Genomic DNA, 24,577 nt, shown 5'->3' with positions numbered 1-24,577 from the left:
CCTGAAATCAAATTTTACAACAAATTACACCAGAAACGTTAGTTCCCGTTTCTCCTAATCAAATCTTTATCCCATTGGCTGCTGGTTATCCTCCTGCCAGGGCTCACCGATCCCCTCTTCTAACATACGTCGTTATATCATAATGTTAAAAGATATGTCTCACATCTTGAAAGGGCTACACCCTGACCTCGCACATCGCTTAAATAGCTAAAATAATTACTTCATATTGTTTTTCCAGTTGAAGTAAGCTTCACCTTCCGTTAACTTGATGCAGGGGAATATTTGAGAAATTCAGTAAGTTGTATGACATAGAGCTATTTTCGGATATGGACAGGTGTCCTGCCCGAATCTCGCTAATATCAATGTTTGCATGAAACTAAACCATATCGGTGCGTATGGACTTACACCTGAAAAACGAATATTCCAGACTGAAAATGTTTCTTTGGGTCTCCCTGCTAATAGGAGCAACCCTCTGCGCCCTGCAGTACATCGATAAGTTTGCCACTTTCGACGCGTTGCTGATCACCAGGGTGAATCCCGGCGATCTCGTTGCTCTGCCTGCTCCTATAATGATATTCATCATTATGTTTCACACCTTCATGCCGGGTTTTATTATTACTGAAGAAGGAGCAAACAAAGGCATCCTCTATACAACTATCATCTGGTTCTTTTATATCCTGCTCGCCTATTCCTACGCATCGGACAGTACCGTTTATGTACCGATCATCGCCCCGCTGATGGGCTGCATCATTTCTATAATTCGTGTGCTTGGCTGGGAAGAAGCATTTCTCATTGAAGAAAAAGAGGGCATACGAAGAACTCTGGACAGCTATGTCGAACCGTCCGTAGCTGACATGCTGATCAAAAATCCCAATATTTGTCAGCAAGGCGGTGAGAGAAAAGAAGTGACCATCATGTTCGCCGACCTTCGCGGCTTCACCAAACTGTGTGAAGTTATCCCCGCAGAGGAAGTGATCGGCATGCTGAGAGTTTGCTTCAGTAAGCTGATCACTATCGTCAAGACCCATGGAGGCACTGTCGATAAATTGATCGGTGACTCAATGATGGTTGTCTGGGGCAATCCCGAGCCCGTTGATAATCACCCAGAGAAAGCTCTTAATGCCGCGCTTGAGATGCAGAAAGCCATGCAGGAACTCAAGAAAGCCTATAAGACCAAGCTCAATGTCGATATTAAGCTTGGTATAGGCATAAACACTGACGAAGTGGTTGCCGGTACAATTGGCTCAGAAGATTTTTTTGATTACACAGTCCTCGGCACCGGCGTAAACCTGGCATCACGACTCGAATCAGCCTGCCCCGGCGATCAGATATGTGTTTCTGCATCGACCTACAAATATACCAGACAAAAATTTGTTTTTGCCCACCCCAAGATCCTGAAGTCGAAACATTACAACGCGACAATTAGGGTTTACAAAGTTCTCGCCACGAACGAACAGTGGATGCTCGCCTCCCAGCAACGTCGCCAGAAACAGGCAGAGCTGGAAGCCGAGCTGAGTACCAAAGGGATCATTCCCCAGCATCAGCCGGAAGTCACAGCCCCGGCGGTTGGATAAGACGATCTGGGCTGATACTTCTTTTCTGCAGGTAATGAGTACATTAAGCAACGAACTGTGTGCTCTTTTTCGACCCCAAAACTGATATCCTAACACTGACCCGCTTTTAATATTTGTCAACTGTCCCGCAAACCAAACTTGAGCGACTGGAGTTGCAGGTAGTAATTTCCTCAAAGACGAACTATTTTGCGTTGGGTCTAAAACAATTCATATATTATTCTCTATACAGCTACTCAACAGATTGGCCGCTAAAGAAGATTTTCATATAATAGAACACCATGGCATCACTAGACTTCGAAACGGAAAAAGTTAACTTCAGGCAGTTCTACGACAGCAATCGCCGTCTGCTCGTGGAAGCGATGAACAGCTATATCAACATTATCAATGCCCAGATCAAACGATTCGACAACGTCAATGTTGGTGAAATTCCAAAGGTTGAAGGACGAATCAAGAGCAGGGAAGAATGTATTAAAAAATTCCATCGTAAATACCTGCGGCAGGTAGAAGCGGCCGAGCATCCGTATGAAATACAAGACTTCATCTCAGACCTCATCGGCATTCGCATTGTCTGCCTCTATGAAGATCAGATCGACCAGGTGTATCGGCTGCTGGAGGAGCACTTCAAAGTACTTGATGTGACTGATAAGATTTCTTCAATGGAGAGCACTGAACATTCCTTTGGCTACAAAGGGCTTCATCTTGATCTTGCCCTCAATGACGAAATGGCCGGGCTGCCTAAGTATCACCAATATGCAGGTTTCTCATTTGAAGTACAGATCCGATCCCTTATCCAGGATGCCTGGAGCGTGCTTGACCACAAGATAAAGTACAAAAAATCAATCCCCAGCGACCTTAAGAGAAGGATCAATATTCTTGCCGCACTTTTTGAACTTGCCGATCGTGAATTCAAAGAGATCCGGAATGCCACCACAGCCCTGATCCAACAGGAGACTGTGCAACCGGTTACAGACCTGATCGATGACGCCAGGCAGGCTCTTGACGAAGCCGGAATATCATCCCATGCAAAAAGCTTGAATGCCTTTAATTTCCTTAGGATTGCCGGGCATTTCTTCCGTGATTTCGAATTCGTTGACTATAAGGTGGATGGCTTCGTACACGATATTCTGCGCCTGGATGAAGAGTTTCAGAAATCTGAATTGCATAAATGTCTCATCGAAAACCTGAAAACAGTGAGAGAATACCGGGAAAAGTTTCTCCAGGAAAATCCCGACAAGACCTTTAGCCCATATACCTCAATTCGCCACAGTCTCTTTCTCCATGACCGGGAAAAGTTTGATCGGATTCTCTCCAAGCGGGTAAAGGAGAGATTTCTGGAGTGGCTTGACGAGACTTCGGGGGAACGTCCTTAACCGGACGGCCGGGCAATCTTTTGCGACAAATTACTGCACGTAACCCGGGACAGCGCCATAGGCCGGGTTACAGACGCGTATCCTCCCCATAACTCAGCAATGCTATGGTAGCGGCGATTAACTTATCTGAATCACGCTGACCTATCGATGAACTGATCTTGCAACAATAAAGTGGAACCCTAGTTAAGCCGTTTTGTCCCTATCCCACCACTCCTGCTCAAAAAGAGCTGGTGCTTTGTAACCGTTCGTCGAGTGCTTCCTCTGACGATTAAAATAGACCTCTATATAGTTGAACAGTGAATGCTCGGCTTCCAATTTGTCGCGAAATTTCACGTGATGAGTCAGCTGTGTCTTCAAAGAGGCAAAGAAGGATTCAGCGACTGCATTGACGCTCCTATGTCAAGAGGTCAAGGCGGCATCTTCCAAATCAGCCAAAATTAATGGGTACAATTCTCTGACAATATAACGTTTCAAACAACGATGTATCTCTTTCACGGATTTTCCTTCTGCAGTTCTACGAGCGACATAAACCTGGGTGCGTGGATCACTCCTCATGCGTACCATGGCGATCGTCCAGAGAGCATTGTTTGCAGCTCGGTTACCACCTCTATTCAGGCGGTGACGGACTGTTTTCCCAGAAGATGCTTCCAAAGGGTTAACACCGCACAACGATGCAAGTGCTGATTCACTTCGTAAACGTTCAGGATTATCGCCGGCTACAGATAGCAATATGGCAGCTGTTTGAGGCCCGACACCAAACTGCTTACGCACCCGCGTAGCTGCTTTTGCAGTCAATTGTTCCAGATCTTTGTCTAATAACTTCAGTTCTTCTGTCAAGTATAACCAGCGCTTAGCAAGGAGGCGAAGTGTTGTTGCCAAGGTTTTCGACCAGTTTGTTTCACCCAAAGAACGAAGGCGTGCACAGCATTTCGCACACTCGGCAGCATTTGATTTCCATAATCTTGATCTTATTTCATCTGGCGCAGAAATTAACAAGCCTCTTAGCTGGTTGATTGTCTGTGTCCTGGATTTAACCGTGCTACGTCGAGCAACTGAAATAATACGCATTGCTTCTGCTGCACCTGACTGTGATTTTGGAACTGCACAGTCGGTACCTGATAAAACGGTGCGGGCTGCACTCTCAGCATCTGTTGGATCAGATTTTCCACGAAATCGGCGCATTGAACGATCTGGTCGATTAATTTCCAGAACTAAAACATCCTCCGCAGCAAGATACCTGGCCAGGCCCGCACCATAAGTTCCAGTACCTTCAATCCCCGCTCTTTGCAGGTCTCCAAAAGATCGAGCCCATTTAGCTAATTGTTTATATCCTTTTGAATTAGCTGTAACTGATAAATGACCTAAAAGTTTGCCTACGCTATCAATGACGACTCCAATGTGCTGGTCCAAGTGGGTATCAACACCAAGGATTACCTCACGTGTCAGTTGGCTGCTCATCGACTACCTCCTAAAAGTTTAGTAGGTATCACCAGCCCGGATTACAGGACAGGACACTCAAGATGCAGGACAAAGCTCCTATTAGGTCACAAGCAATCGGCCCAGTGATGCATGGGGAACGCCAGGGCCAGCCGACAGGTCAACGCAAAGGCAATAGAGCCAATCCCAGCACGGGTCAGGCTAGCCTGACATTCAATACCACTATAACTGAGTATCCCAACAATTTCCCTTGCGACTCATGCTTTGAATATATCCATTCTGTGTTAGTACAGCCCTGAAACTGGAACTTGCATACTGAATGCCACGATCACTATGGATCATCAAACCTGGTGCAGGCCTGCGCCTCATTATTGCTTTTTTAAGTGCATATATTGCAGATTTACTCTCCAGGGAATCGCTCAGATCCCAGCCAACAATCGCGCGAGAGAATAGATCAATAAACACTGTGAGATAATGCCATTTTGCACCGACCTTGATGTAGGTGATATCGCTCACCCAGGCGGTGTTTGGAGCTGAAACTGAGAATTTACGATCGAGCAGATTCGACGCTACAGGTTGCTTATGTTTTGAATCGGTTGTTACTACGAATTTCTTTGTTGTTTTGCACCTCAACCCCATTTCTTTCATTAATCGCGCAACGCGAGGCCGACTAACGCTGGAAAATTCACGCTCATCTCGCAAGTCAGCGGTAACAAGCGGGCTGCCGACCATGCCTTTATGAGCGCTAAAGATTTCCTTCACGCGCTCTTTAATCCGTATATTTTCTCGTTTTCGCGTGGAGATAGGGGCTTTCTCCCAACGATAGAAACCACTCGGGGTAACTTCTAAAGCCTGGCACATCTTCTTCACCGGAAATGCTGAGCGGTTCTTTTCAATGAATCTATATTTCATTTCGGTGCTCTGCTGAAGATGGCCACAGCTTTTTTTAGGATATCTCGTTCCATCTCGGCATCCTTGAGCTTTTTCTCAAGGTCCCTGATTTTCTTTTCCTGCTCAGTCAGAGCCTCACGACCGTTCCCAGGGAAAGCTAGTTCTTCTTTGGCTCGAAACTCACGCCTCCACTTGTAGAGAAGGTCTTTAGAGATACCGAGACTGTCGGCTACATCTTGCACTGACCTGCCGGGATCATCGGTCAGCTGAACTGCATTGCGCTTGAAATCTGGATCGTATCTTCTTCTTTGAACACTCATATCTTCCTCCTGCCAATCTCTTTAATATTGGCTTATCTGAGTGTCCACTCTTTTATAGCAGGATCAAACGCATCTACCAGCATAACCGCACAAGTTGCCTCTGCGCCGCAAATAGCCCGGCCGCTTCGGCATCATCGATTTCAAAAGACATGTTTCTACCCTATTGAAGAATCGGGCTGCTTTTACAGCTGCAAGTATAATATTCAGCCAGGGAACGAACCAGTACATTCATCCACCTTCACCTGGAGCCCTTTCTGATTGAGTGAAGTTGATCCCAAATCCGGAAGCTTTGTACTCGCCACTCTTTTATCCCTGAAACCTTTACCTCTTTGCCTGCCTATGATGGTTCGGATTTTCACTTCAAGATCCGATTCTACATCTACGTCATGCAGTAGTTTTCCGCCCTTTCCACAATATTCATTTACTTCAGGGTCATCGTATCCGTATTGGCATCGATGCACCACATTCCCGCTCACCTCCACGAACAGAGACAAAGACCAAACGCACGACGGGAATTGACAGATTACAGCCGGTTTGCGGTAAGATTATTGGCTTAGAAGCAATCTGACGCTACCGAATCAAGAAGTTAGGCGTCAAAAATGATCAGCCAGCGAATATTTTGAATTACTTGGCTGAACATCAGTACCGATGACTCTATCGTCACCGGTGCTGATGTCGTAAGGTGAGTTTATCGAAGCAGCTGAACAACAGCTTTTGCTGATTTACTTTTTCGAAAGCAGGTGGTTCACGCTGGTGTGGAGAATTGAGAAGCCGTTCTTGCTTAGCAGAGATTCAGGATGAAATTGGTAACCTATAAAATTCTCTGCCTTAATACCGACAATTTCTCCAAGTTCAGGCATGGTGGCTATCTCCTGCCCCTGCAGTTGCTCGGGTAACTGCAAGGGCACTTTAGGAGCAAAAGTATTGTAAAAACCAACCAGCTCCTCACGGCCGAACAAATTAATTCTGACCTGGGAGCCCTGCAGGGGGTTTTCCTTGCGCGCCACCTCAAGCCCCAGACTGCGGCTGAGAATCTGATGGCCAAGGCAGATAAATAGCGATTTTTTCCCGGAGCTGATTAATTGGCCGGCAATCTCGAGATTCCTGGCGATTTTTGGGGAACCCGTATCGTTGGGGTTACCCGGACCAGGCCCGAGTAAGGTTATATCGCTCTCATCTTTGGTAAAATCATATTCATCATAGCGCACTACATGGGTCGTGATCCCCATGCAGCTGAACATATGACGTAGCATATAGACAAAATCATCCTCGTTGTGGATGATAGTTATCTTCACCCGCTCACCATTACTGCCGGCGATGTCACCGGTCTCCTGTTTGAAGAACCAGAAATTTGAAAGATTCTGGTTGCGCTGGACCATGGTTTCCACGATCTCGTCATCATTGTAAAGGCGCATCAACAGCGGCTGGGTTTGCTCTTTTTTGCCGGGATTGACAATTGAGGAGAGAATAGCTGCACCCTTGGCCTTGGTTTCCAGTACCTCAGATTCGGCCACGGAATCTTTGACCAGGGTCGCCCCGGCACTTAAATGCATACTGCCATCAACGCTTATCTCCGCTGTACGTATGGTGATTGGAGAATCGAGAAAGTCCTCACCATCCTGGTCCCGGCCAACCAGCATCATTGCGCTACCGTAGTACCTTCTGGATGAATCAGAGTATTTGGCGATGATTTTACAGGCACTCTCCACCGGGCTGCCAACTACAGTGGCGGCAAACATCGAATCGGTAAACAGCTCAAAGATATCTTTGTCACTCTCCCCCGCCAGCAGATATTCAGAGTGGATCAGCTGTGACATCTCTTTGAGCAGAGGGCCGACAATGGCACCACCACGATCACACATCTTGGCCATCATCTTCAGCTCTTCATCCACTACCATGAACAACTCGTTGATCTCTTTCTGATCGGTCAGAAAAGTGAGCAGATCCTTTTTGAACTCTTTTCTGTTCGCCCAATCGCCACCCTTTCTGAAGGTGCCACTGATCGGGTTCATTTTCACCCTTCCCCCTTCCACCAGCAGATGTCGCTCAGGGGTGGAGCCGATGAAGAATCGCTCACCGTTATAGAAGATATATTTCCAGTAGGTTCCGTAATCGTTTTCGAGCAGTGATTTGAAAATTGTCAGACCGCAAGCCACCGAAAAGTCATTAATTTGCCCCTTGGCATTTCTTGGCACAACAAAATTGGCCCCCTCGCCGTTACCAATCTCATCCTCGACAATTTTTCTGATTATCCTGCCGTACTCTTCCTCACTGGTTTCGTACGTTATCTCCCCGTCGAGATGGATCTCCTCCACGGGCAGCTGGCCAATGAACTCCTCGGCATCAACCTCATACTGCTCGTGAATCTTGATGGTCAGGATCTCCTCACCACCATCACGGACCACATAGCCACGCTCCCGGATCTGGCAAAACGGCACCACACTGATGGTGTCGTACACCCTGCCGTTCCCTGTTGCACCATGTTGTCGGGGAATATCCTTGATGTTACGGTAGCTGGCGGTCTCACCGGTGACGATAAGAATCTCTTCACTATCCTGCTTCTGGATTATACAGAACGGGGTCGAACCGGAGGTAAGGCGTTCGAGAATGGTTTTCATTTTGCTCTCCTGATAGATGATTTTCATGCGCCCGAAAAGCGACCTGATTCCGTCTTTTCTTCAGGATCTGCCCGACCTCGTTTTCTCCCTTAAAAGCATGGTAAGGGAGAAAAAAAAGGCCCTTGCAAACCTGAAGTCGGTTCACAAGGGCCCTTATATCAATGCATACTAAAGAGACTATGCCACTACCAACTTCCGTCGACGTATCCGCGCCAGTTACGCCAATTGCGCCAGATACACCAGTTATTGGAAGAAGAAATAGTATGCATAATCAAAGTCTGTTACCTGTTTTATTTGCTGGTTTAAAAATCAGTGACCTAAGAATTATAGAAAGCCGGCAACTTGTCAACACTTAGTTTTATCGAGTCCATCTGAAAGATCTGACCCCTGTTGTTTTTGTGCGTTACGGATTCACAGTGGTGTAGGACTCAAACTCACCGGTATCGGTGATGCGGATAATAACGGCACCTTTCAGCGGGTCACCACTTGGGTTCATATTGATCACACCCGAGACCCCTTGGAAATCTTTTATAGCCGCCATCTGCTCCTTGATCTTGGCGCGATCGATAAAAAGATTACCGCTGAAACCATCTATTCTTGAGATCGCCTCCATTAACAGTTTGGCGGAATCGTAGCCCAGGCCGCCGAACGCGGTAGGCGTTGAGCCATTCACCTCATTAAATTTCTTGACGAAGTCCCCGGCAATTCCTTTGGCACCAAGTGCTGCAAAGTGAGAGCTGAAGTATTGCCCTTTACAGGATTCTCCACATATCTCTAGAAGATCAGATGCTTCCCAGGCGTCACCGCCCAGCACAGGCTTACTCCAACCACCTGCCTCGAGCTGTTTAAAGATGTTGGGCAACTCACTGGAGTATTGCGGAACAAAAAGCACATCCGCATCAGATTCAACTATCCGGGCTATCTGCTTGGAGAGGTCGCTCGCATCGCTTTCCCAACTTTCAAAAACAACCGAACCTTCACCTTTTTCCTTCTCAAAAGAAAGCTTGAAAAACTCTGCTAACCCTTTGGGGTATGCGTTATCAAAGTCAAAAAGTACCGCGGCTTTCTCAGCCTTCAGGTCCCTGGTCGCAAACCGTGCCATCACTTCACCCTGAAAATCGTCAAGGAAGCAGGCGCGAAAAACAAACGGTCTCTTCTGGGTGGTTCTCGGATTTGTGGAAGTAGGAGAAATCATGGAAATTTTGAACGATTCGCTGATACCGCCGACAGGGATAGCTATGGAACTGATAATGGGACCGACGATACCCAATACATTCTCACCGCTTATCTGGGAAAGCGCTTCACGTACTGCCACCTCCACATTCGACTGGTTGTCCCCCTCCACAAATTCAACCAGATAACGCTTGTCACCTATGAGCAGTCCCCCCTGCGCATTAACTTCATCTTTCGCAATTTTCGCACCTTCAAGGCTGTTGCTTCCAAGATTCTTCATCCCCCCGCTGAGCGGCAGGTTGATACCTATCTTGATGGTCTCAGCTGCCTGAGCTCCGGTCACCAATAATGACAGAGCAAGTGCGCTGAAAATACTCTTGATCTTTCCAAACTTTCTGAGGGACATGATTTCTCTCCGTTTTTCCTTCATCACAACTGGAAATCTTCACCTGACGAGAACCAGTGACAGCTCGCGTACCTGGTATATAAAATCCTTAAATGCCAAGATTCCTTTTATACGATAACGTATGGTTTTTGCAATATAATTCGAGGAACAGGAAGCACCGGTAAGGGTCTGACCAACACACTTGAATTACGATTATTACAATCTTTACAAATTGTTACAACACCGCCCCAGGCCTCTCAACCCACTTAGATTCTTTAGTAGTTTTTTTCCTGAATAATCAATGTATTGGACAGGATAGTTTCGCGCCTGGCTCAATCAGCCCCCGCCTTTGAACGGGTTGTTCGAAAAGCTTCGCGCAGCAGGGTCACATTGAGCAACGATACGCGAGGGCTCGAGTCTACCCAGGGTCACTACCGACGATTCCAGCCATACTGAATATCCATTTGCCGCAGTCCCTTGACCAGCAGCTCATAGCAATTGATATCGTTGTAGCTTTCGCCGATAAACGAACGAACGGCCTCGGTCATATCCTTTACTGGAAGAAGAACTTCGCTCTCTTTTCGAGTGGCCGGCAGATAATGGCTGTTTCGTACCACTGCCAATCTGGGTATGATGCACAAAAATCTGTTAGCCATTTCAGGCTATCGATATACAACCTCGATAAAAAAGTAGCCGAAGTCAGTGGAGCAGCCTACTATGGATTTCCAGTCGTGTCAGCAGCTAATAGCCTGTAAAATTAACACGCTCGGCAGTGAACGTGTCTCTCTTGAGGCCGCTCTGGCACGGGTTACCGCCTCTTTGCACAAGGCCATTGTTCCACAACCGGAGTTCAGGCAATCACTTCGGGATGGCTACGTTATCGGTGATTATGGACAACACGTTGGCGAGACTGTTTTTTTCCCGGTTTCAGGTATGATCCCCGCAGGAAGAATTGCACCGCCCTCGCTGGAACCTGAGAAAGCCTCACGAATCATGACCGGCGGCATGGTGCCCAAAGGTGGAACACGGGTACTGCCTCAGGAAGACTGTGTCGAGACTTCAAGAGGGATCGAAGTCCCTCTTGCCGCGCTCAAACGCCGCAACACCTTCATTCAGGAGCAGGGTTCGGAGATTGCAGCCGGGGCTGAAGTCGTCCAGGCGGGGACCGTACTCTTGCCTGATCATATCAGTACATTGGCAGCTGTGGGTTGTGAGGATATTGAAGTATACAACCGGCCCAGGGTCGGCTATCTCTGCACCGGCAGTGAACTGGTCGACACCCCTCAGGAGCTGCATCCCGGGCTTAAGGTCTCTTCAAATCGTTACCTGCTTGATGGCCTTATCCGTCAGTTTGGCGCTGTTCCTGCCTATCTTGGCACAGTGCATGATTCGGCGGATAAACTTGCGGCCATCATCGACAAACTCTCCTACGATCGCTATGATCTGGTGATCAGCACCGGCGGCATGGGTCCCGGAAAGTATGACCTTATAGAACAGGCGTTTATAAATACCGGTGGCGATGTACTCTATAACGGGCTGGACCTCCGCCCCGGCAAAGCCACCCTCTGCGGCACCCTGGCACGCACTCTCTTCTTCGGCCTGCCTGGACCACCGACCGCCGTTCGGGCCCTGATGAATTGTATCGTCGGTCCGGCGCTCTTGCAAATGCAGGGTATTGTAAAGCATTATCCCATTACGATCCAGGCCCACCTCACCCATGACTTTGCTGTTAAACGGCCCGGAGTAATGCAATTGAAAGGTGGCATACTCTCTTTCAATAACGGCAGATGCGAAGTGAAAGAAGCCAGCAAACTTATGCCACCGTGTTGCTACCTGATCATTCCTGCCGACCGCGCATCTTTTGAAAAAGGTGAACCAATTGCCGTTCAACTTACCTTAGCACCCTTTTCGTCAACTGTCGGCGAGCCGTAAAGTTATATCAAAATGCCTATCTGGTGGTGGGCGTGGTTGGTGCTACAATAGGCGAAACGAGATCGGGCAGATGCCGTACGCCTGTCAGGTTTTAGGGATTTGAAATTGATTCTATTTGAAAAAATGAGAAAGTGATCTGGAATGAACAGCAATAAGATGTGAGGCAGCCTTTAAAAGACGGAAGACCAGGCGAACCTCACCTGGTCTTCCGCTTTCCCGCATAGCATTTTGCAGGATTACCGTCCCCTACACTGCCCTGCTAAACTCCACGTACAGTTGATTGCGGGAAAAAAGTACAATCTTGTTAATCTACACCTTTTTCCACAAGAACCGCAAATTCGACTCACCCATGCCCGATTCCGAGTACCATAATACCCGTCCTGAAAAATATTACGATGTTATTTTTTGTCAGGACAGGTCGATTTTCACCGAAAAAGATATAGTTACAACCCATTTTAAACCGTATATATCACCGTTTCAGGAGAAAATGGCACCCGTGGTACATAAGCACTTGAAGACAGCGCGGACAGTGGCACCGGGGGAGATTGTGAGCTTCTTCACATTTCCTGCATCAATGAGTTAAAGGGCTCTGTCTGAAAAATCGCAGGTGGACGTTGATCGCGTACTTTAAAGGTGATGTTCTCCACTCAACTCCTGCCATGGAGATCAGTTGTGGCGATCATTGCGGTGTGTACACCTTCTTTCAGACTTGCTGGAGCCGCGGCGCTGCCATTGGAAACTATTACCCCGGCTATTCCGCGCTCACCACACTACTATTGATCATCACTATTTCTGTCTTCGAAAACAGTTCCCTGTGACTGATTGGCCCCGGCCTAAACGCCATCACTCTGCGCTTTACCACAATAGCAATTCCAGAATTTCCCATGCAATTTTGCTGATTACCCTTGCATAAATCTTCAACCATAAGGTTAGAGGCCCATTGTTGTTAGGGCAGCCTTTCACTAGGAATCATTAGTATCGGAACTGCTCTTGCCGAAGTTGTGCAAGAAAACTCACTTGAAGAGCTCAATCGCAGGATCCTGGAAATACTCGCCAATAGTGACAATGGCTGAGACAGACAACATTGATGAAAAGGCTCCCAAAAAACTGGTGATGATGACCCTTCTCTCCCGTGCAGGTCATCCCAGCACAAGCGAAAATGGGCAAGGTCTCTTTTGTACATCCCTCTACGTAGCCCGCTCTCGTCCGGCCCGGCACAGAGTTCTTATCAACTCAGGTTACGTAACGCCCCACCCCGACTACCAATCACCTCTTTGTACCAATAGTAGCTTTTCTTTTTAATTCGACGCATGGTGCCGCTGCCGTCATCATTACGATCGACATAAATGAACCCATAACGCTTGCTCATCTCAGCAGTTGAGTTACTTACCAGGTCTATCGGCCCCCAGCTTGTGTAACCAATAATTTCAACACCGTCGGCAAGAGCCTCCGCAACCTGCAGAAGGTGATCGTTTAGATAAGCAATGCGATAATCATCTTTGATTTGGCCGTTATCATCAATAACATCACTGGCACCCAACCCATTTTCAACCACAAACAAGGGTTTCTGATAGCGATCATACAATACATTCAACAAGTACCGTATTCCTTTGGGGTCGATCTGCCACCCCCACTCACTCTTTGCCAGATGCGGATTTGGCACCCCGGCAACGATATTGCCGACTTCTTTCCTGCTGCTATCAGCGCTTGCACAGAGGCTTGCGTAATAACTGAAAGAAATGAAATCCACGCTCGCGTCTGCCAATTCAGCCAGATCACCCACCTCCATTTCCAGGTCGATGTTGTTTTCCCTGAAATACCTGCACATATACCCAGGATAACGGCCACGTACCTGCACGTCCCCGAAGAAAAGCCATTTATTGTTTTCGAGCATGGTGGCAATAACATCATCAGGATGACAACTCAGCGGGTAGGCAATGGCACCGAGCAGCATGTTGCCTATTTTCGCCCCGGTGATGGTTGCATGGCAAAGCCGCACCACCCTGGCACTTGCCAGCAATTGATGGTGAATTGCCTGATAAATCTGTTGTTCAGTTGCCTCTTCAGCCAAACCAACCCCGGTGAAAGGTGCGTGCAGCGACATGTTGATTTCGTTAAATGTGAGCCAAAGCTTTACCTGCCGGGAATAGCGCTGAAAAACCACTTCTGCATAGCGTTCAAAAAAGCCTATCAACCTGCGATTAGCCCAGCCACCATATTTCTCCACCAGACCATATGGCATCTCGTAATGCGACAGTGTAACAAACGGCTGTATACCGTATTTCTCCAGCTCGGCAAAGACCCGATCATAGAATGCCAACCCCGCCTCGCAGGGCTCGCTCTCATCTCCCTGTGGGAATATCCTGCTCCAGGCTATGGACATTCTCAGACAGGTAAATCCCATTCCGGCCAACAGAGCAATATCTTCAGGAAAGCGATGATAGAAATCAATGGCCACATCTTTAATGTTCGGCCCTTTCTGATCAGGCTTCTCATGTGGCTGCAATATCCCACGGGGCAGGAGGTCCGATGTGGATAGCCCCTTGCCGCCGGCATTGACCGCACCTTCCACCTGATTGGCAGCGATAGCCCCTCCCCAGAGGAAATCTTCTGGAAACTTCATAGCCCCACCTCCCATGGCAAACTAATCCGGCCCCAGGATCAACATTGTCCCTGAACGTAATGAGCCGGCATCAATATCATGTGTATTGAAATCACCATCGTCTACACCGATACAACCTGCTGTTCAGGTTTGAGGTTCAGAGTCAAGGGTAATCAATTGATCTGAATACAAAACCATTCCCGGTAACAGACGATAGTGTGAAACTCCAAAAATAATTCTGATAATACCCCTTCAAGTCTACCATTTGCTAATTTTGCCTTTACCGTAAAACTGCTCCACCTAACCCGACTCCTTGCGATAAAATAGTATCATGAAACAGCAACAGTCAGTTGTGCCCCGGGAAAGGTCGCATAGGTGTTCTCAGGGTTGATAAAGTGGCTGATACGTCAATCAAAGATTGAGCACTCACTCTATCCCCTGTTATCGATACAACCCGTTCCCGTTGGTATTTCTGCTCCTTGATTAGTCGCTGCAAACCTCCTTGCATCAGGCCGGAGAACTGCTCTTAAGCATTTGCATCCGACAGTCAGACATCAGCAATGAAGGGAAATGAAATGATCCTCATAATCGACAACCAATCAAGCTTCATTAAGAAATTCAAACGACAATATCTCTCTGAACAAGACTTTGACTATGTGTTTTTTGATCATAATCAACCCATAACGCTTTCTGCGAAAACCGAGATCGATGGGATCATTCTCTCAGGTGGCAAAGGCAATCCATACGAACCCCTGAACCTCACCACCAATTTTGTGGCCCTTATGAACTTTGACGTACCAACAATCGGCTTTTGCCTGGGCCATGAGATAATCGCGGCGGCATACCGGGGGCGAATAAAAAAGCTGGAAAAATACCTCCAGAAAAAGGAGACCATCCGAATCATCCACGACGACCCGATATTCGAAGGATTGGGCACAACAGAGATCAGTCTGATCAAAAGACACTCCTATCACGTCTCTGAGATCTCCCCGGATTTTATCGCCCTGGCTGAGTCAGACACGACTCCCAACGAAATAATTCGGCATAAGGAAAAACCCATTTACGGTTTCCAATCTCACCCGGAAGTTTCAGGAGTACCTGGCCTCCGCATGGTGAGGAATTTTCTTAAGATGTGCGGGGTGCCTGCATAACCCTGGCGTTGGAGAAGAGCAAATGAAAGTAGCAATTATATACAATATGGACCTTACCGGCGTGCTGAATAAATTTGGCATGCAGAACAAGGAATTCTATTCCCAGAAAAATGTTAAAAACGTAGCTCACTGTCTTGAACTTGCCGGTCATGATACGGCGATCATAGACGGCAATATGTACGTTATAGAGCGACTGCAGAACTTTATGCCACGCACCATTAATGGCGAACAGATAGGGATGGTCTTCAATATGGCCTACGGCATTCAGGGCGAAAGCCGATACACCCATCTCCCTTCAATGCTTGAAATGCTTGGAATACCATATGTCGGATCGACTCCATCAGGCCATGCGCTCGCGCTTGACAAAGTAATAACCAAGGTGGTTTGGCAAAACAAAGGACTCCCCACACCCGATTTCTGGGTTTTTAGTTCATCCAGCGAAGTTCTATCCGACGTCAGATATCCAGTAATTGTAAAACCCAAAATGGAGAGCGTCTCATTCGGCCTGAAAGTCGTCTATGATGAAAACGCATTACGGGAATCCATACATTTTATTGTCACCGAATACCAGCAACAGGCCCTCGTGGAGCAGTTTATACCTGGCAGGGAGTTTGCTGTTGGCTTGCTGGGAAATTCACCCGCCGAGGCATTCCCTGTTCTGGAGTTTGACCTTGAGGGAGACCCGGACGCGATCCAGACTGAAGATGACAAAAAGAGAAAGCCGCGGCGCAAAATCTGCCCGGCAGAGATCCCGCAGGAATTCGCCGACAAGCTTACCGACTTCAGCTGTCGCGCCTTTCACGCCCTTGAATTGAGAGACTTTGCACGGGTGGATATCCGTGTAGATGCCAGCGGCAACATCTATCTGCTTGAGATCAACTCAATGGCGAGTCTCGGCCAAGGCGGCTCATATGTGGCAGCCGCGAAAGTTGCTGGTTACGACTATTGTTCACTGGTGAATAAAATGCTCGACGTCGCAACTGTGCGCTACTTCTCCGCCCCGCTTCTTTCTTCCCTGCCCAATGAGAAAACCAGAAAATCACCCCTGGCAAGCCGCCTGCGCACCTTCTTGCGGGGTCGCCAGCAAAACACCGAGGAAATGCTTGAAAAGCTCATAGATACAAACACATATTCACGGAACACCGAAGGCGTCAACAAGTGCACGGAATTTCTGAAAAGTCATCTTGCGCAACTGAATTTCACCAGTGAGATTTACCCTCAATTTGAAGTCGGCAATCTTATGTATCTGACGAACTCCATGGGGGATGACCTTGACTATCTGCTCCTCATGCCTGTCGATGACTCGGTGCCAATGGAACGTCATGAAAGTTATCGGGCCACTGAACACCGACTCTATGGCACCGGCATCTGGGAGAATAAAGGAGGTATTGTTACCTGTCTCTCGGCGCTGCAGGCTCTCCGCTTTATCAAGTCGTTAAAGAAAATTAAAATAGGTATTTTAGTAATTACAGACTCTTCCGCGTCCGGCAGGTTTTCCAAAAACCTCATTGCCCAGAAAGCCTTGAAAGCACGTCATGTCATCGGCCTGCATGGGGGAAGCACCGATGGCAGCGTCATAACCAGCCGATCTGGATCGGCATCATACCACTACAGTTCGAGGCTGATTGATTCAAGTTGCTCTGAAAATGTTGCTTTAGCTTCTAAACAGTTCTTTGGGACCATCAGTTCAATACTTGATCTCAGAGACAGTGAACAAGAGAATGTGATTGCCCCTTACCGTGCCAATTTTCATTCCAATATCTTCAAGATAACCGCATACGGCTCAGCCAAAATCAGCGTCAGGTTCAATACTGTCGAGAACTTCGAAAAAATCGATCAGCGTATACGAAAAATTACAACATTACCAAGGAAGCTCACAAAGATTTTACAGAGTCAACTTGAAGGTGGAATGAACCGTCAACCACTATCCGCCAGTGACCAGAGCAAAGAACTACTCTCCCGCTTATCGAGGATTTCTAAAAGTATCGACAGCACGATCATCGAAGAGCACCGCTGGAACTCCGCGGATATCTGTAATATCCCCATAGATATCCCCCGAATAGACGGACTCGGCCCCATGGGTGGGTTCAATGGTCTGAAATCTGAATTTATTTTACGGCGAAGCGTGATAGACAGAGCGCTGCTACTGACATTGCTGCTAAACGGGAATTAAGGGCATCCTGCAGGGGGCCAAATCAGCTCACATTGCAAGAAACGGTACACTCATACAGGTAAGCCCCGCCTCGGCCTTTACAAACTCAGATATATCCGTAGTAACCAGACTATACCCGCCAGAGCCAACCAGATCGATAGTTTGCGGAAAGGCCTCATTCATACACAGTGTGTCAGAGCCATTACCACTCAGACGCAACACGTTAGCCCCAAACGGTTCCCCGGGCAAGGTATTGATATGTTTAAACTCAGCAAAAGCGCTGCTGTCAACCCAGGCAGGGTTGATGATAATTGTCGACTCGTCCAGGGCGGTGCAACCAGTTTTAAGATGCAGACAGCCAGACACTTTTACCGGGGTCACGCTATAACCATAACCAGCAATAATGTGCTCCAGGGCCCGGATACCTGCGATATTCGTTCGGGGCGATTCGCCGACAAATACCCGTTTACCGATCTTCAGCACATCTCCACCCTCTATCCTGGCGGGCAGATTAATTTCCTCAACCCGTCGATGGCGGCTGAAAAATTCTTTCAGGGTGGCCCGTTCCTTGCGGCGTGACTCAACCCCCATGGAAGTGAGAACTGCAACCTCATCAAAAACGATAACCGGATCCTCCACAAAGACACTGTCCGGAAGCACGCTGTTTTCCTCTAATATTATTACGCGAACCCCACAGCGCTCAAGCATCTTGCAATAGTTGCGGTGTTGAAGCACTGCCTGTTCATAATCGATACGTTCACTTTCGACAAAAGTCAGCTCACAATCCTGCAGGGCGGGTGATGGAACATGGGTCACAGCTGATAACATAATCCCTCTCATATAAAGTCAAAAAAACATTTCTAGCCGATTCAGTTACAAACACGTGAGGTGAAATTCTCATCGGTTCATGCTGGAGCGGCGTATTCAGCATACATCCGAAAAATACAGAGTCTTTCTCTATTTAAACACCATAACCCTGTGCCATCCCGGTCAGGGCGAGCATATCTTACAGGGTTTGTAGCCCTTATTCTTCGCCTGATTACGATCAGTAAAACTCTCCAGGCAATTCTTGCAGTCATAATGTTTACAATCCGAACCATGAAATACCCGGCTGTTCACATTGCCGCTATAACTTCGGTTTGCCTCACCTTTGCTTACAACACGGTTGAAAAATTTGGAAACACCAGATTTTCCATCCCGTTTATTTCTGCGCCAGTCCCAGGGCGCGACCGCGGTATCATCGTTCCAGAGACCGATTTTTTCATTTCTGGCTTTTTCTTCCAGCCTGCGCCAATCCCGGCAAAAAGGCTCTTTGCAATACCTTCCGTATTTCCAGGCATAACCCTGTTCTATGAGACGCTGATTGACATTCACCCCGTCAACCATCACCACACCGACAACACGCCCATACCGATCCTTATCATACTTGATCACTTCGGCCTTTTTACCGGCAGTCAGTCGGGCGGCATAACGGGTTGCCTCCCGGCCAAACTCCTGGCCACTCTCCGGGCAATCAATCCCGTAAAGGCGAATTCTGTGTTTCTGGTTCAGCGAATCCCGGACGGTTATGGTATCACCATCAGCCACATGTGTGACCTTGCCGATAATTACACTCGCATATGAGAAGGGAATGACAAAAAGACAAAGAATGAGAACAGGAACGACGATAGAGGAAATTCGTTTCATAACAATGGCTATATTTCGATCTGACCTAACAAATAACGCACCTGTACAATACTTGGCCGCCAGCTTCGAAAAAACGCCTGTTTTTCTTCCTATACGGACAACGTCGGGTACTGCAGGGCACAACTCATAACATTCATTTCCAACCTGGGTTTCTCAGCCCCACCATCGCCATGGAACTCTCAAAAAAGCGAACAGACTGGTAATACAGGATATTTTTTGAGTTATATACGTTTTTGGCTCGCTATTCAATCTCTATTACCTGTCGCTTCGGGTCATCCTTCCACAACCGGGATAAAGAGAATTACATGACAAATACAGAGGCAGGAAGATTATATCTTCAACGTTCAGCCCACCTTCTGTTCTTCATCTGCTGTCTGTCGCAAATTATCCAGTCTTGCCGGCTCGAAGCATCAGATACCCTCAATAGCAGGATAGACAGTGCGATTCAACTCCCACGCACCGGCAGAACTGATGAAGCCATTCAACAGCTACAGGAATTCAAAACCGAGTATCCGGAAAACATCGTTCTGCGAATCGATCTCTCCCTGTTAGTTATGAGAAACAACCAATATCAGGTGGCACTGGATACCATCAAGCCACTCGGTGACACCCGCTTCTTCCCTGATGTGACAAGGCTGGCAATGAAGCTGCTTCGGCGCCAACCCGATTCTTTAGATGCCTATGAATCAGCGGTTCTTAGTAACGCCTATGCAAATAGCAGTAGAGAGGCGAGCCAAATCTCAGCGAAGATGATTCCATGACATCTCTTGGTGCAAACATTTTCCATATGGGGATGTTGATTCGTCCCCACGAACAGCTATAATAACGTGACAGGATGTGCTTTTTAAATTGCCTCTGCCAAATTCATCACTTCAAGGAGTGTTCCCATGTCAGAGCAAAAACTGCCCAAGTCTGAACATGACGATATTCTGGACAATATCCCTGATGCTGCCGGAGAGGATGAATTTCTTTTTGGCGACAAAAGGCCGCCCGACCATGACCCTGGCGGGAAATCAGGTTGTCTTGCCACTCTGTTGATACTTCTTTTGCCAGTCGCTGTCACAGCGGGCAGCTATTGGTATTTGACGGCACATGTATAACAATCCATTTCAAGCCTGGAGACCATACTATTTAAACATCATCAATCTACCGCGGCTTCACGCCCGGCTGTTCTCCCGCTTCAGTTCAACTTTATTTTCAAGTATGCTGAACTAAGTTCAGCATCTTTTCCAGTTACGACACAGGCTGTCTAAAATGACCATAGTTATTGGGGATTACTATGTCTTCCTTCCGCTTACTGCTGACCGCTTTTCTTCTATTGTCAGCCCCTGTTACCCTGGCAGCAGAGGTTGATGAAGTCAGCAAGCCCGATCTGACCATACCGGCCATAACACTCTTTCAAACTCAACTCAGCGTCAGATGCCTGCGAAATACCAAAAACAGTGACGACTATCAACTCTGCATCCAACGTTCCAACAAATCGATGCAGGATGCCATCCACCATATCGCCACCATTACAGGACTTGGAGCCAGCCCTGACGACCAACAGGCAAAACAGCTTCAATCCTGCGTAATACAGGCAGACATCGCCGCTGAAAAAGCAAATAAAAAAGAGAGGGAACCCATTTACTGGCAAACACTTACCAACTGCATTAAAGGAGTGGAAGAATAGCTGTAGCGAGTATCCCCATTCTGGGAGCCTGTCGGACTCTTGCGATTTTCACTCAAATCGAGGCATCGAAGGAAAATTGAGCGGAGCCGTATCACTCAAGATACTTCCCCCTTCATTCCACACTTTATTGCCGATTAGATTTCACCAGCCAGTCCTGCCCTCCCTGGGATTAACGTTTCACATAATTCGCCATTACCTTGCAATGCCTGTATCTTTTAGGACATAATTCTAGCTGTAAACCCTCCCCAGGATTCTATTCTAAGTGTATGCCCGCAAGCGTCTGGAGACATGATGGCCACAATCATTTCCTGCGTGTTGAGAAACCTGTTGCTCCCCACCTTGAGTTGCCTGATCCTCTCTGGGTGCCTTGGCCCATACGTATACCAGGAACATATCAGCGAATCTATGGCCCCGCCCAGATTCCTTATGGGTCAAGCTATCATGCCGGACGGGTACCTGCTGCCTGTTGCTGTTCAAAGCGGCAGCTCCCCCCCGGCAGCCATCGTTCTTGCCCTACATGGCTTCAATGACTACAGAAACGCCTTTCATGACATTGGCAATTACCTCGTAAGCAGAAATATCAGTCTTATTGCCTATGACCAACGAGGATTCGGCGAAACTGAAGGGCGTGGCTACTGGCATGGTACGGACTCCATGGTACAGGATCTGTTGAACATGGTTCATCTGATCAACACCAGATACCCTGATATTCCTCTCTACATCCTGGGGGAGAGCATGGGTGGAGCTGTCACTCTGGTGGCAGCTAAAGCACTGCGGCAGGAAGGTACGGTTCGCGGGATAATCCTGGTGGCACCCGCTATCTGGGCTTATAACACCATGCCCTGGTATCAGCGTTGCCCTCTGTGGTTTTTCGCCCATACCCTCCCCTGGTTCCACCTTTCCAATAAAGGGATGGACATCATGCCTTCCGACAATATCGAGATGCTGATCGCACTGGGAAGAGACCCGCTGGTCATCAAAGGGGCGCGGGCGGATGCAATATACGGCCTGACCCTGTTGATGTCCGATGCCCTTGAAGCCTCTGCGCAGCTGGACGTGCCCGCCCTGATACTCTATGGGAAAAACGACGAAATTGTGCCGAAAAGCCCAACCTGTGAGATGCTCAGGGCTCTCCCGGCAGACAGCAGCTCGGAACACCATTTTATTCTATACGAAAACGGCTACCACATGCTTACCAGAGATCTGCAGGCCCGGCAGGTATATGACGACATAGAAAACTGGATACAAAAACAGAACCATGGGGAGGACCAGGGCGGGAAAATTGCCCGGCAGGACATGGAGTTTCTGTGCGAATAACCACACTTATCCTGCTGAAAAACGCTTCAGCAGCCGCGCTTTAGCTGGCAGCACCGCCCAGACTATTCAGCAATTTCCCTACCAGGTTCCGTACCGACTCGCCTATGGCCCGAATCTGCTCAGCATCTGCATTATCGACATGAATACCGCAGGCCACTGCAACCACACAGTTGGTCGCTGAAGCAATCTGTTCGGCCACACCATAGGCAAGGCGGTCTTCCTTGTGGCCGCAAATGGTGATAACTGAAGTTGAAGCACGCGTTACCTCCGGGTCCGCCAGGCTTGGCCGGGGTTGTGCCAGGGCAACTGCACCGATATGCCCCTTATCACCACCATGTATTGATATATTGATATCTGTTCCAAGTCTGACTGCCTCAAGTGTAATCGGGATGCCATACTCTTCGGTTGCAAAAAGCAGTGCCATAACCCCTCCTGTTCCATGGTTTATGCAATTATTGCTCTGCCCAGCCGGTCGGTCACCGAACAGTGAATACACGTAGCACAAACCCTGCGCTCCGCTGCCACTCACTGCAGTTCCGCCCGTATCATCTACATCCCCGGCTTCACTGCAATCGTTCCACCTTCTTTTACCAGCCTCATGGAGAAAATCAAAGCCCGGCTCAAATCTCCCCCAATCCATCGTTTGCATTTACCCCCCTTTTTAACGCATACTTCAAGAGGGAGAACCTCCTGTATTTTAAACTCTCCCACCTGTTTCACCTAACAGGGAAGCGACCTGTCCCCACTGAGTACAACAGACAAAAGTATTGATGATTTTCCGTTCAGACTGTGTTGAAACATCAACATTAAGCAGCCTTTGCATAACGTGGATGCGTCGTTGAAGTGCCTGCTGCAACGACCCAGCCATATCAATGCAGAACTGCCAATCCGCTACCCCGGCCCTGAACAGGAAATCTATCAGAGCGTATACCATGCAGCAAAATGACAGGGCATTACAAATCAGGCGCGTACAATATGGCAGATGTGGAGTGAAACAATGGATGACAAGGATTGCCCGCAATCTCACCCTCAACCTGCCTGACACAACATCTCACAAGAATCGATTCATCCCAGGAGCCATGCCATGATTGCGGAGAGAGAATTCTCCAAGCTTTTCCGGACAACCTCCAGCGTGTTTTTCACTGCCATAATCTCATTGGGGTTGCTGGGTTGTGAAAAGGAAGAACCCCCAGCCCCCACGCCGCCGGCAGAAGTGCATGCCATCACCCTCAAGCCCAAAACAGTGCCGGTAAGCGCCTCCTTTGTGGCCCAGATCGAGAGTGCCCACCAGGTCGATATTGTCGCCAGGGTCAACGGATTCTTAGAAAAAATACTCTACGAGGAAGGTGAAGTGGTCAAGGAGGGTCAGGACCTGTTCCTGATCGACCAGAAACCATTCCTCGCCCAGGTGGAATCGGCCAAGGGCGCTCTGGAAAACAATCAGGCTCAGTTATGGACAGCTGAGGTCAACCTGAAACGCATCCAGCCCCTTGTCGAGCTGGATGCAGCAAGCAAATCTGATCTGGACCAGGCGTTGGGCGCTGTTAAATCGGCCAGCGCCGATGTTCATCAGGCAGAGGCACAGCTGCTACAGGCAAATCTCAATCTCAGTTATACCGAGATCAAGTCCCCGGTGACCGGGGTGAGCGGTGAAGCTAAAGTGAGAGAAGGTGCCTATCTGAGTGTTGGTGCTGGAGGGTATTTAACCTATGTCGCCCTGCTTGATCCGATCTGGGTTAATTTCAGCATTTCCCAGAATCAGGTTGCCAAATTTAACACCGATGTTGGTTCGGGTAAAATCATTCCTCCGCCCAACGATGAGTTCACCATTCAGCTCTTTCTCGGTGACGACAGCAAATATCCCCACACCGGCACACTTAACTTCATTGATCCCACATTTAATCCGGATACGGGGACATTCCTGATCAGGGCGGAACTGCCAAATCCGGACAGATTGTTGCGCCCGGGCATGTTCGTTACAGCGGAACTGCATGGGTCAAAGCGTGCCAATGCCCTGGTCGTTCCCCAGCGCGCAGTTCAGCAGACCTCCAACGGCCATGTGGTCTTTCTGGTAGATGAGGAGGGAGTCGCTGAGGTGCGACCAGTAATTGTTGGCCCATGGGCCGGTGATGACTGGATCATCGAAAGTGGCCTGGCAGAAGGTGAAGTAGTAATAACCGATGGCTTCATGCGACTCGCCCCCGGGATGCAGGTGAAAGTCATAGCCAGTGAGCCTCCTGCCTCTAAACCGGAAGCAGCTCCTGCTCCTAAAACCAAATCGGACTAGAAGAGGTCCT

General features: G+C 48.3%; 19 protein-coding genes and 2 pseudogenes. 11 read left to right on the top strand and 10 right to left on the bottom strand.

The window, feature by feature from the left end:
- Positions 1–395: 395 nt before the first annotated feature.
- Entirely contained in the window at positions 396–1,574 is a 1,179-nt protein-coding gene (locus FCL45_RS04135) for an adenylate/guanylate cyclase domain-containing protein (RefSeq protein WP_136799423.1), read from the top strand.
- A 278-nt stretch (positions 1,575–1,852) separates the two neighbouring features.
- On the top strand, positions 1,853–2,944 hold the full coding sequence (locus tag FCL45_RS04130; protein WP_136799424.1) for a GTP pyrophosphokinase: 1,092 nt from the start codon (positions 1,853–1,855) through the stop codon (positions 2,942–2,944).
- A gap of 183 nt (positions 2,945–3,127) precedes the next feature.
- Here the strand turns inward: FCL45_RS04130 and FCL45_RS04125 are convergent.
- The 6 genes and pseudogenes from FCL45_RS04125 to FCL45_RS04095 all read right to left on the bottom strand — a co-directional run.
- Positions 3,128–3,331, bottom strand: a pseudogene (locus FCL45_RS04125) (IS3 family transposase); the annotation flags it as partial.
- 12 nt (positions 3,332–3,343) lie between these two features.
- On the bottom strand, positions 3,344–4,402 hold the full coding sequence (locus FCL45_RS04120) for an IS110 family RNA-guided transposase (RefSeq protein WP_136800040.1): 1,059 nt from the start codon (positions 4,400–4,402) through the stop codon (positions 3,344–3,346).
- A gap of 213 nt (positions 4,403–4,615) precedes the next feature.
- Positions 4,616–5,592, bottom strand: a pseudogene (locus FCL45_RS04115) (IS3 family transposase); the annotation flags it as partial.
- A gap of 722 nt (positions 5,593–6,314) precedes the next feature.
- Entirely contained in the window at positions 6,315–8,210 is a 1,896-nt protein-coding gene (locus FCL45_RS04105; RefSeq protein WP_167495759.1) for a chorismate-binding protein, read from the bottom strand.
- A 403-nt stretch (positions 8,211–8,613) separates the two neighbouring features.
- A complete protein-coding gene (locus FCL45_RS04100; protein WP_167495760.1) occupies positions 8,614–9,789 on the bottom strand; it encodes an ABC transporter substrate-binding protein in 1,176 nt (391 codons plus the stop codon).
- A gap of 410 nt (positions 9,790–10,199) precedes the next feature.
- Positions 10,200–10,424 carry a hypothetical protein gene (locus tag FCL45_RS04095; protein WP_136797458.1) on the bottom strand — a complete coding sequence of 75 codons (225 nt, stop codon included), beginning with the start codon at positions 10,422–10,424 and terminating at the stop codon, positions 10,200–10,202.
- Positions 10,425–10,485: 61 nt separating this feature from the next.
- Between FCL45_RS04095 and FCL45_RS04090 the strand changes: the two genes are divergently transcribed.
- Together FCL45_RS04090 and FCL45_RS04085 are read left to right on the top strand one after the other, a co-directional pair.
- On the top strand, positions 10,486–11,700 hold the full coding sequence (locus FCL45_RS04090) for a molybdopterin molybdotransferase MoeA (RefSeq protein ID WP_136797460.1): 1,215 nt from the start codon (positions 10,486–10,488) through the stop codon (positions 11,698–11,700).
- Positions 11,701–12,314: 614 nt separating this feature from the next.
- The gene (locus FCL45_RS04085) at positions 12,315–12,518 is read left to right on the top strand and encodes a hypothetical protein (RefSeq protein ID WP_136797462.1); all 204 of its coding nucleotides are present in this window, start codon (positions 12,315–12,317) and stop codon (positions 12,516–12,518) included.
- A gap of 410 nt (positions 12,519–12,928) precedes the next feature.
- On the opposite strand, the gene FCL45_RS04080 is transcribed toward FCL45_RS04085, so the two are convergent.
- Entirely contained in the window at positions 12,929–14,323 is a 1,395-nt protein-coding gene (locus FCL45_RS04080) for a glycoside hydrolase family 1 protein (protein WP_136797463.1), read from the bottom strand.
- A gap of 554 nt (positions 14,324–14,877) precedes the next feature.
- On the opposite strand from FCL45_RS04080, the gene FCL45_RS04075 reads away from it, so the two are divergent.
- The gene (locus FCL45_RS04075) at positions 14,878–15,453 is read left to right on the top strand and encodes a glutamine amidotransferase-related protein (protein WP_167495761.1); all 576 of its coding nucleotides are present in this window, start codon (positions 14,878–14,880) and stop codon (positions 15,451–15,453) included.
- A 22-nt stretch (positions 15,454–15,475) separates the two neighbouring features.
- A complete protein-coding gene (locus tag FCL45_RS04070) occupies positions 15,476–17,626 on the top strand; it encodes an ATP-grasp domain-containing protein (protein ID WP_136797465.1) in 2,151 nt (716 codons plus the stop codon).
- A gap of 27 nt (positions 17,627–17,653) precedes the next feature.
- On the opposite strand, the gene FCL45_RS04065 is transcribed toward FCL45_RS04070, so the two are convergent.
- Complete coding sequence (locus tag FCL45_RS04065; RefSeq protein ID WP_167495762.1) at positions 17,654–18,433, bottom strand: dimethylarginine dimethylaminohydrolase family protein; 780 nt, start codon at positions 18,431–18,433, stop codon at positions 17,654–17,656.
- A 162-nt stretch (positions 18,434–18,595) separates the two neighbouring features.
- Positions 18,596–19,291 carry a thermonuclease family protein gene (locus tag FCL45_RS04060; RefSeq protein WP_136797467.1) on the bottom strand — a complete coding sequence of 232 codons (696 nt, stop codon included), beginning with the start codon at positions 19,289–19,291 and terminating at the stop codon, positions 18,596–18,598.
- A 305-nt stretch (positions 19,292–19,596) separates the two neighbouring features.
- On the opposite strand from FCL45_RS04060, the gene FCL45_RS04055 reads away from it, so the two are divergent.
- The 4 genes from FCL45_RS04055 to FCL45_RS04040 all read left to right on the top strand — a co-directional run bounded on the left by FCL45_RS04055 (position 19,597) and on the right by FCL45_RS04040 (position 22,280).
- Complete coding sequence (locus tag FCL45_RS04055; RefSeq protein ID WP_136797468.1) at positions 19,597–20,052, top strand: hypothetical protein; 456 nt, start codon at positions 19,597–19,599, stop codon at positions 20,050–20,052.
- A 126-nt stretch (positions 20,053–20,178) separates the two neighbouring features.
- The gene (locus tag FCL45_RS04050) at positions 20,179–20,391 is read left to right on the top strand and encodes a hypothetical protein (protein ID WP_136797469.1); all 213 of its coding nucleotides are present in this window, start codon (positions 20,179–20,181) and stop codon (positions 20,389–20,391) included.
- 179 nt (positions 20,392–20,570) lie between these two features.
- Positions 20,571–20,963 carry a hypothetical protein gene (locus FCL45_RS04045; protein WP_136797470.1) on the top strand — a complete coding sequence of 131 codons (393 nt, stop codon included), beginning with the start codon at positions 20,571–20,573 and terminating at the stop codon, positions 20,961–20,963.
- A 288-nt stretch (positions 20,964–21,251) separates the two neighbouring features.
- Positions 21,252–22,280 (top strand): alpha/beta hydrolase, encoded by a 1,029-nt coding sequence (locus FCL45_RS04040; protein WP_136797471.1) that lies wholly within the window; start codon positions 21,252–21,254, stop codon positions 22,278–22,280.
- Positions 22,281–22,320: 40 nt separating this feature from the next.
- On the opposite strand, the gene lpdD is transcribed toward FCL45_RS04040, so the two are convergent.
- Positions 22,321–22,929, bottom strand: coding sequence for a prenylated flavin chaperone LpdD (gene lpdD, locus FCL45_RS04035; protein WP_136797472.1), 609 nt, complete (start codon positions 22,927–22,929; stop codon positions 22,321–22,323).
- Positions 22,930–23,364: 435 nt separating this feature from the next.
- Here lpdD and FCL45_RS04030 point away from each other — a divergent pair, with 435 nt between their 5' ends.
- Entirely contained in the window at positions 23,365–24,567 is a 1,203-nt protein-coding gene (locus FCL45_RS04030; protein ID WP_136797473.1) for an efflux RND transporter periplasmic adaptor subunit, read from the top strand.
- Positions 24,568–24,577 lie beyond the last annotated feature (10 nt).

It is taken from the genome of Desulfosediminicola ganghwensis (genome assembly GCF_005116675.2).
Lineage (GTDB): Bacteria > Desulfobacterota > Desulfobulbia > Desulfobulbales > Desulfocapsaceae > Desulfopila > Desulfopila ganghwensis.
The sequence above is the reverse complement of the archived record's forward strand: the minus strand, read 5'-3'. Positions and strand labels throughout refer to the sequence as shown.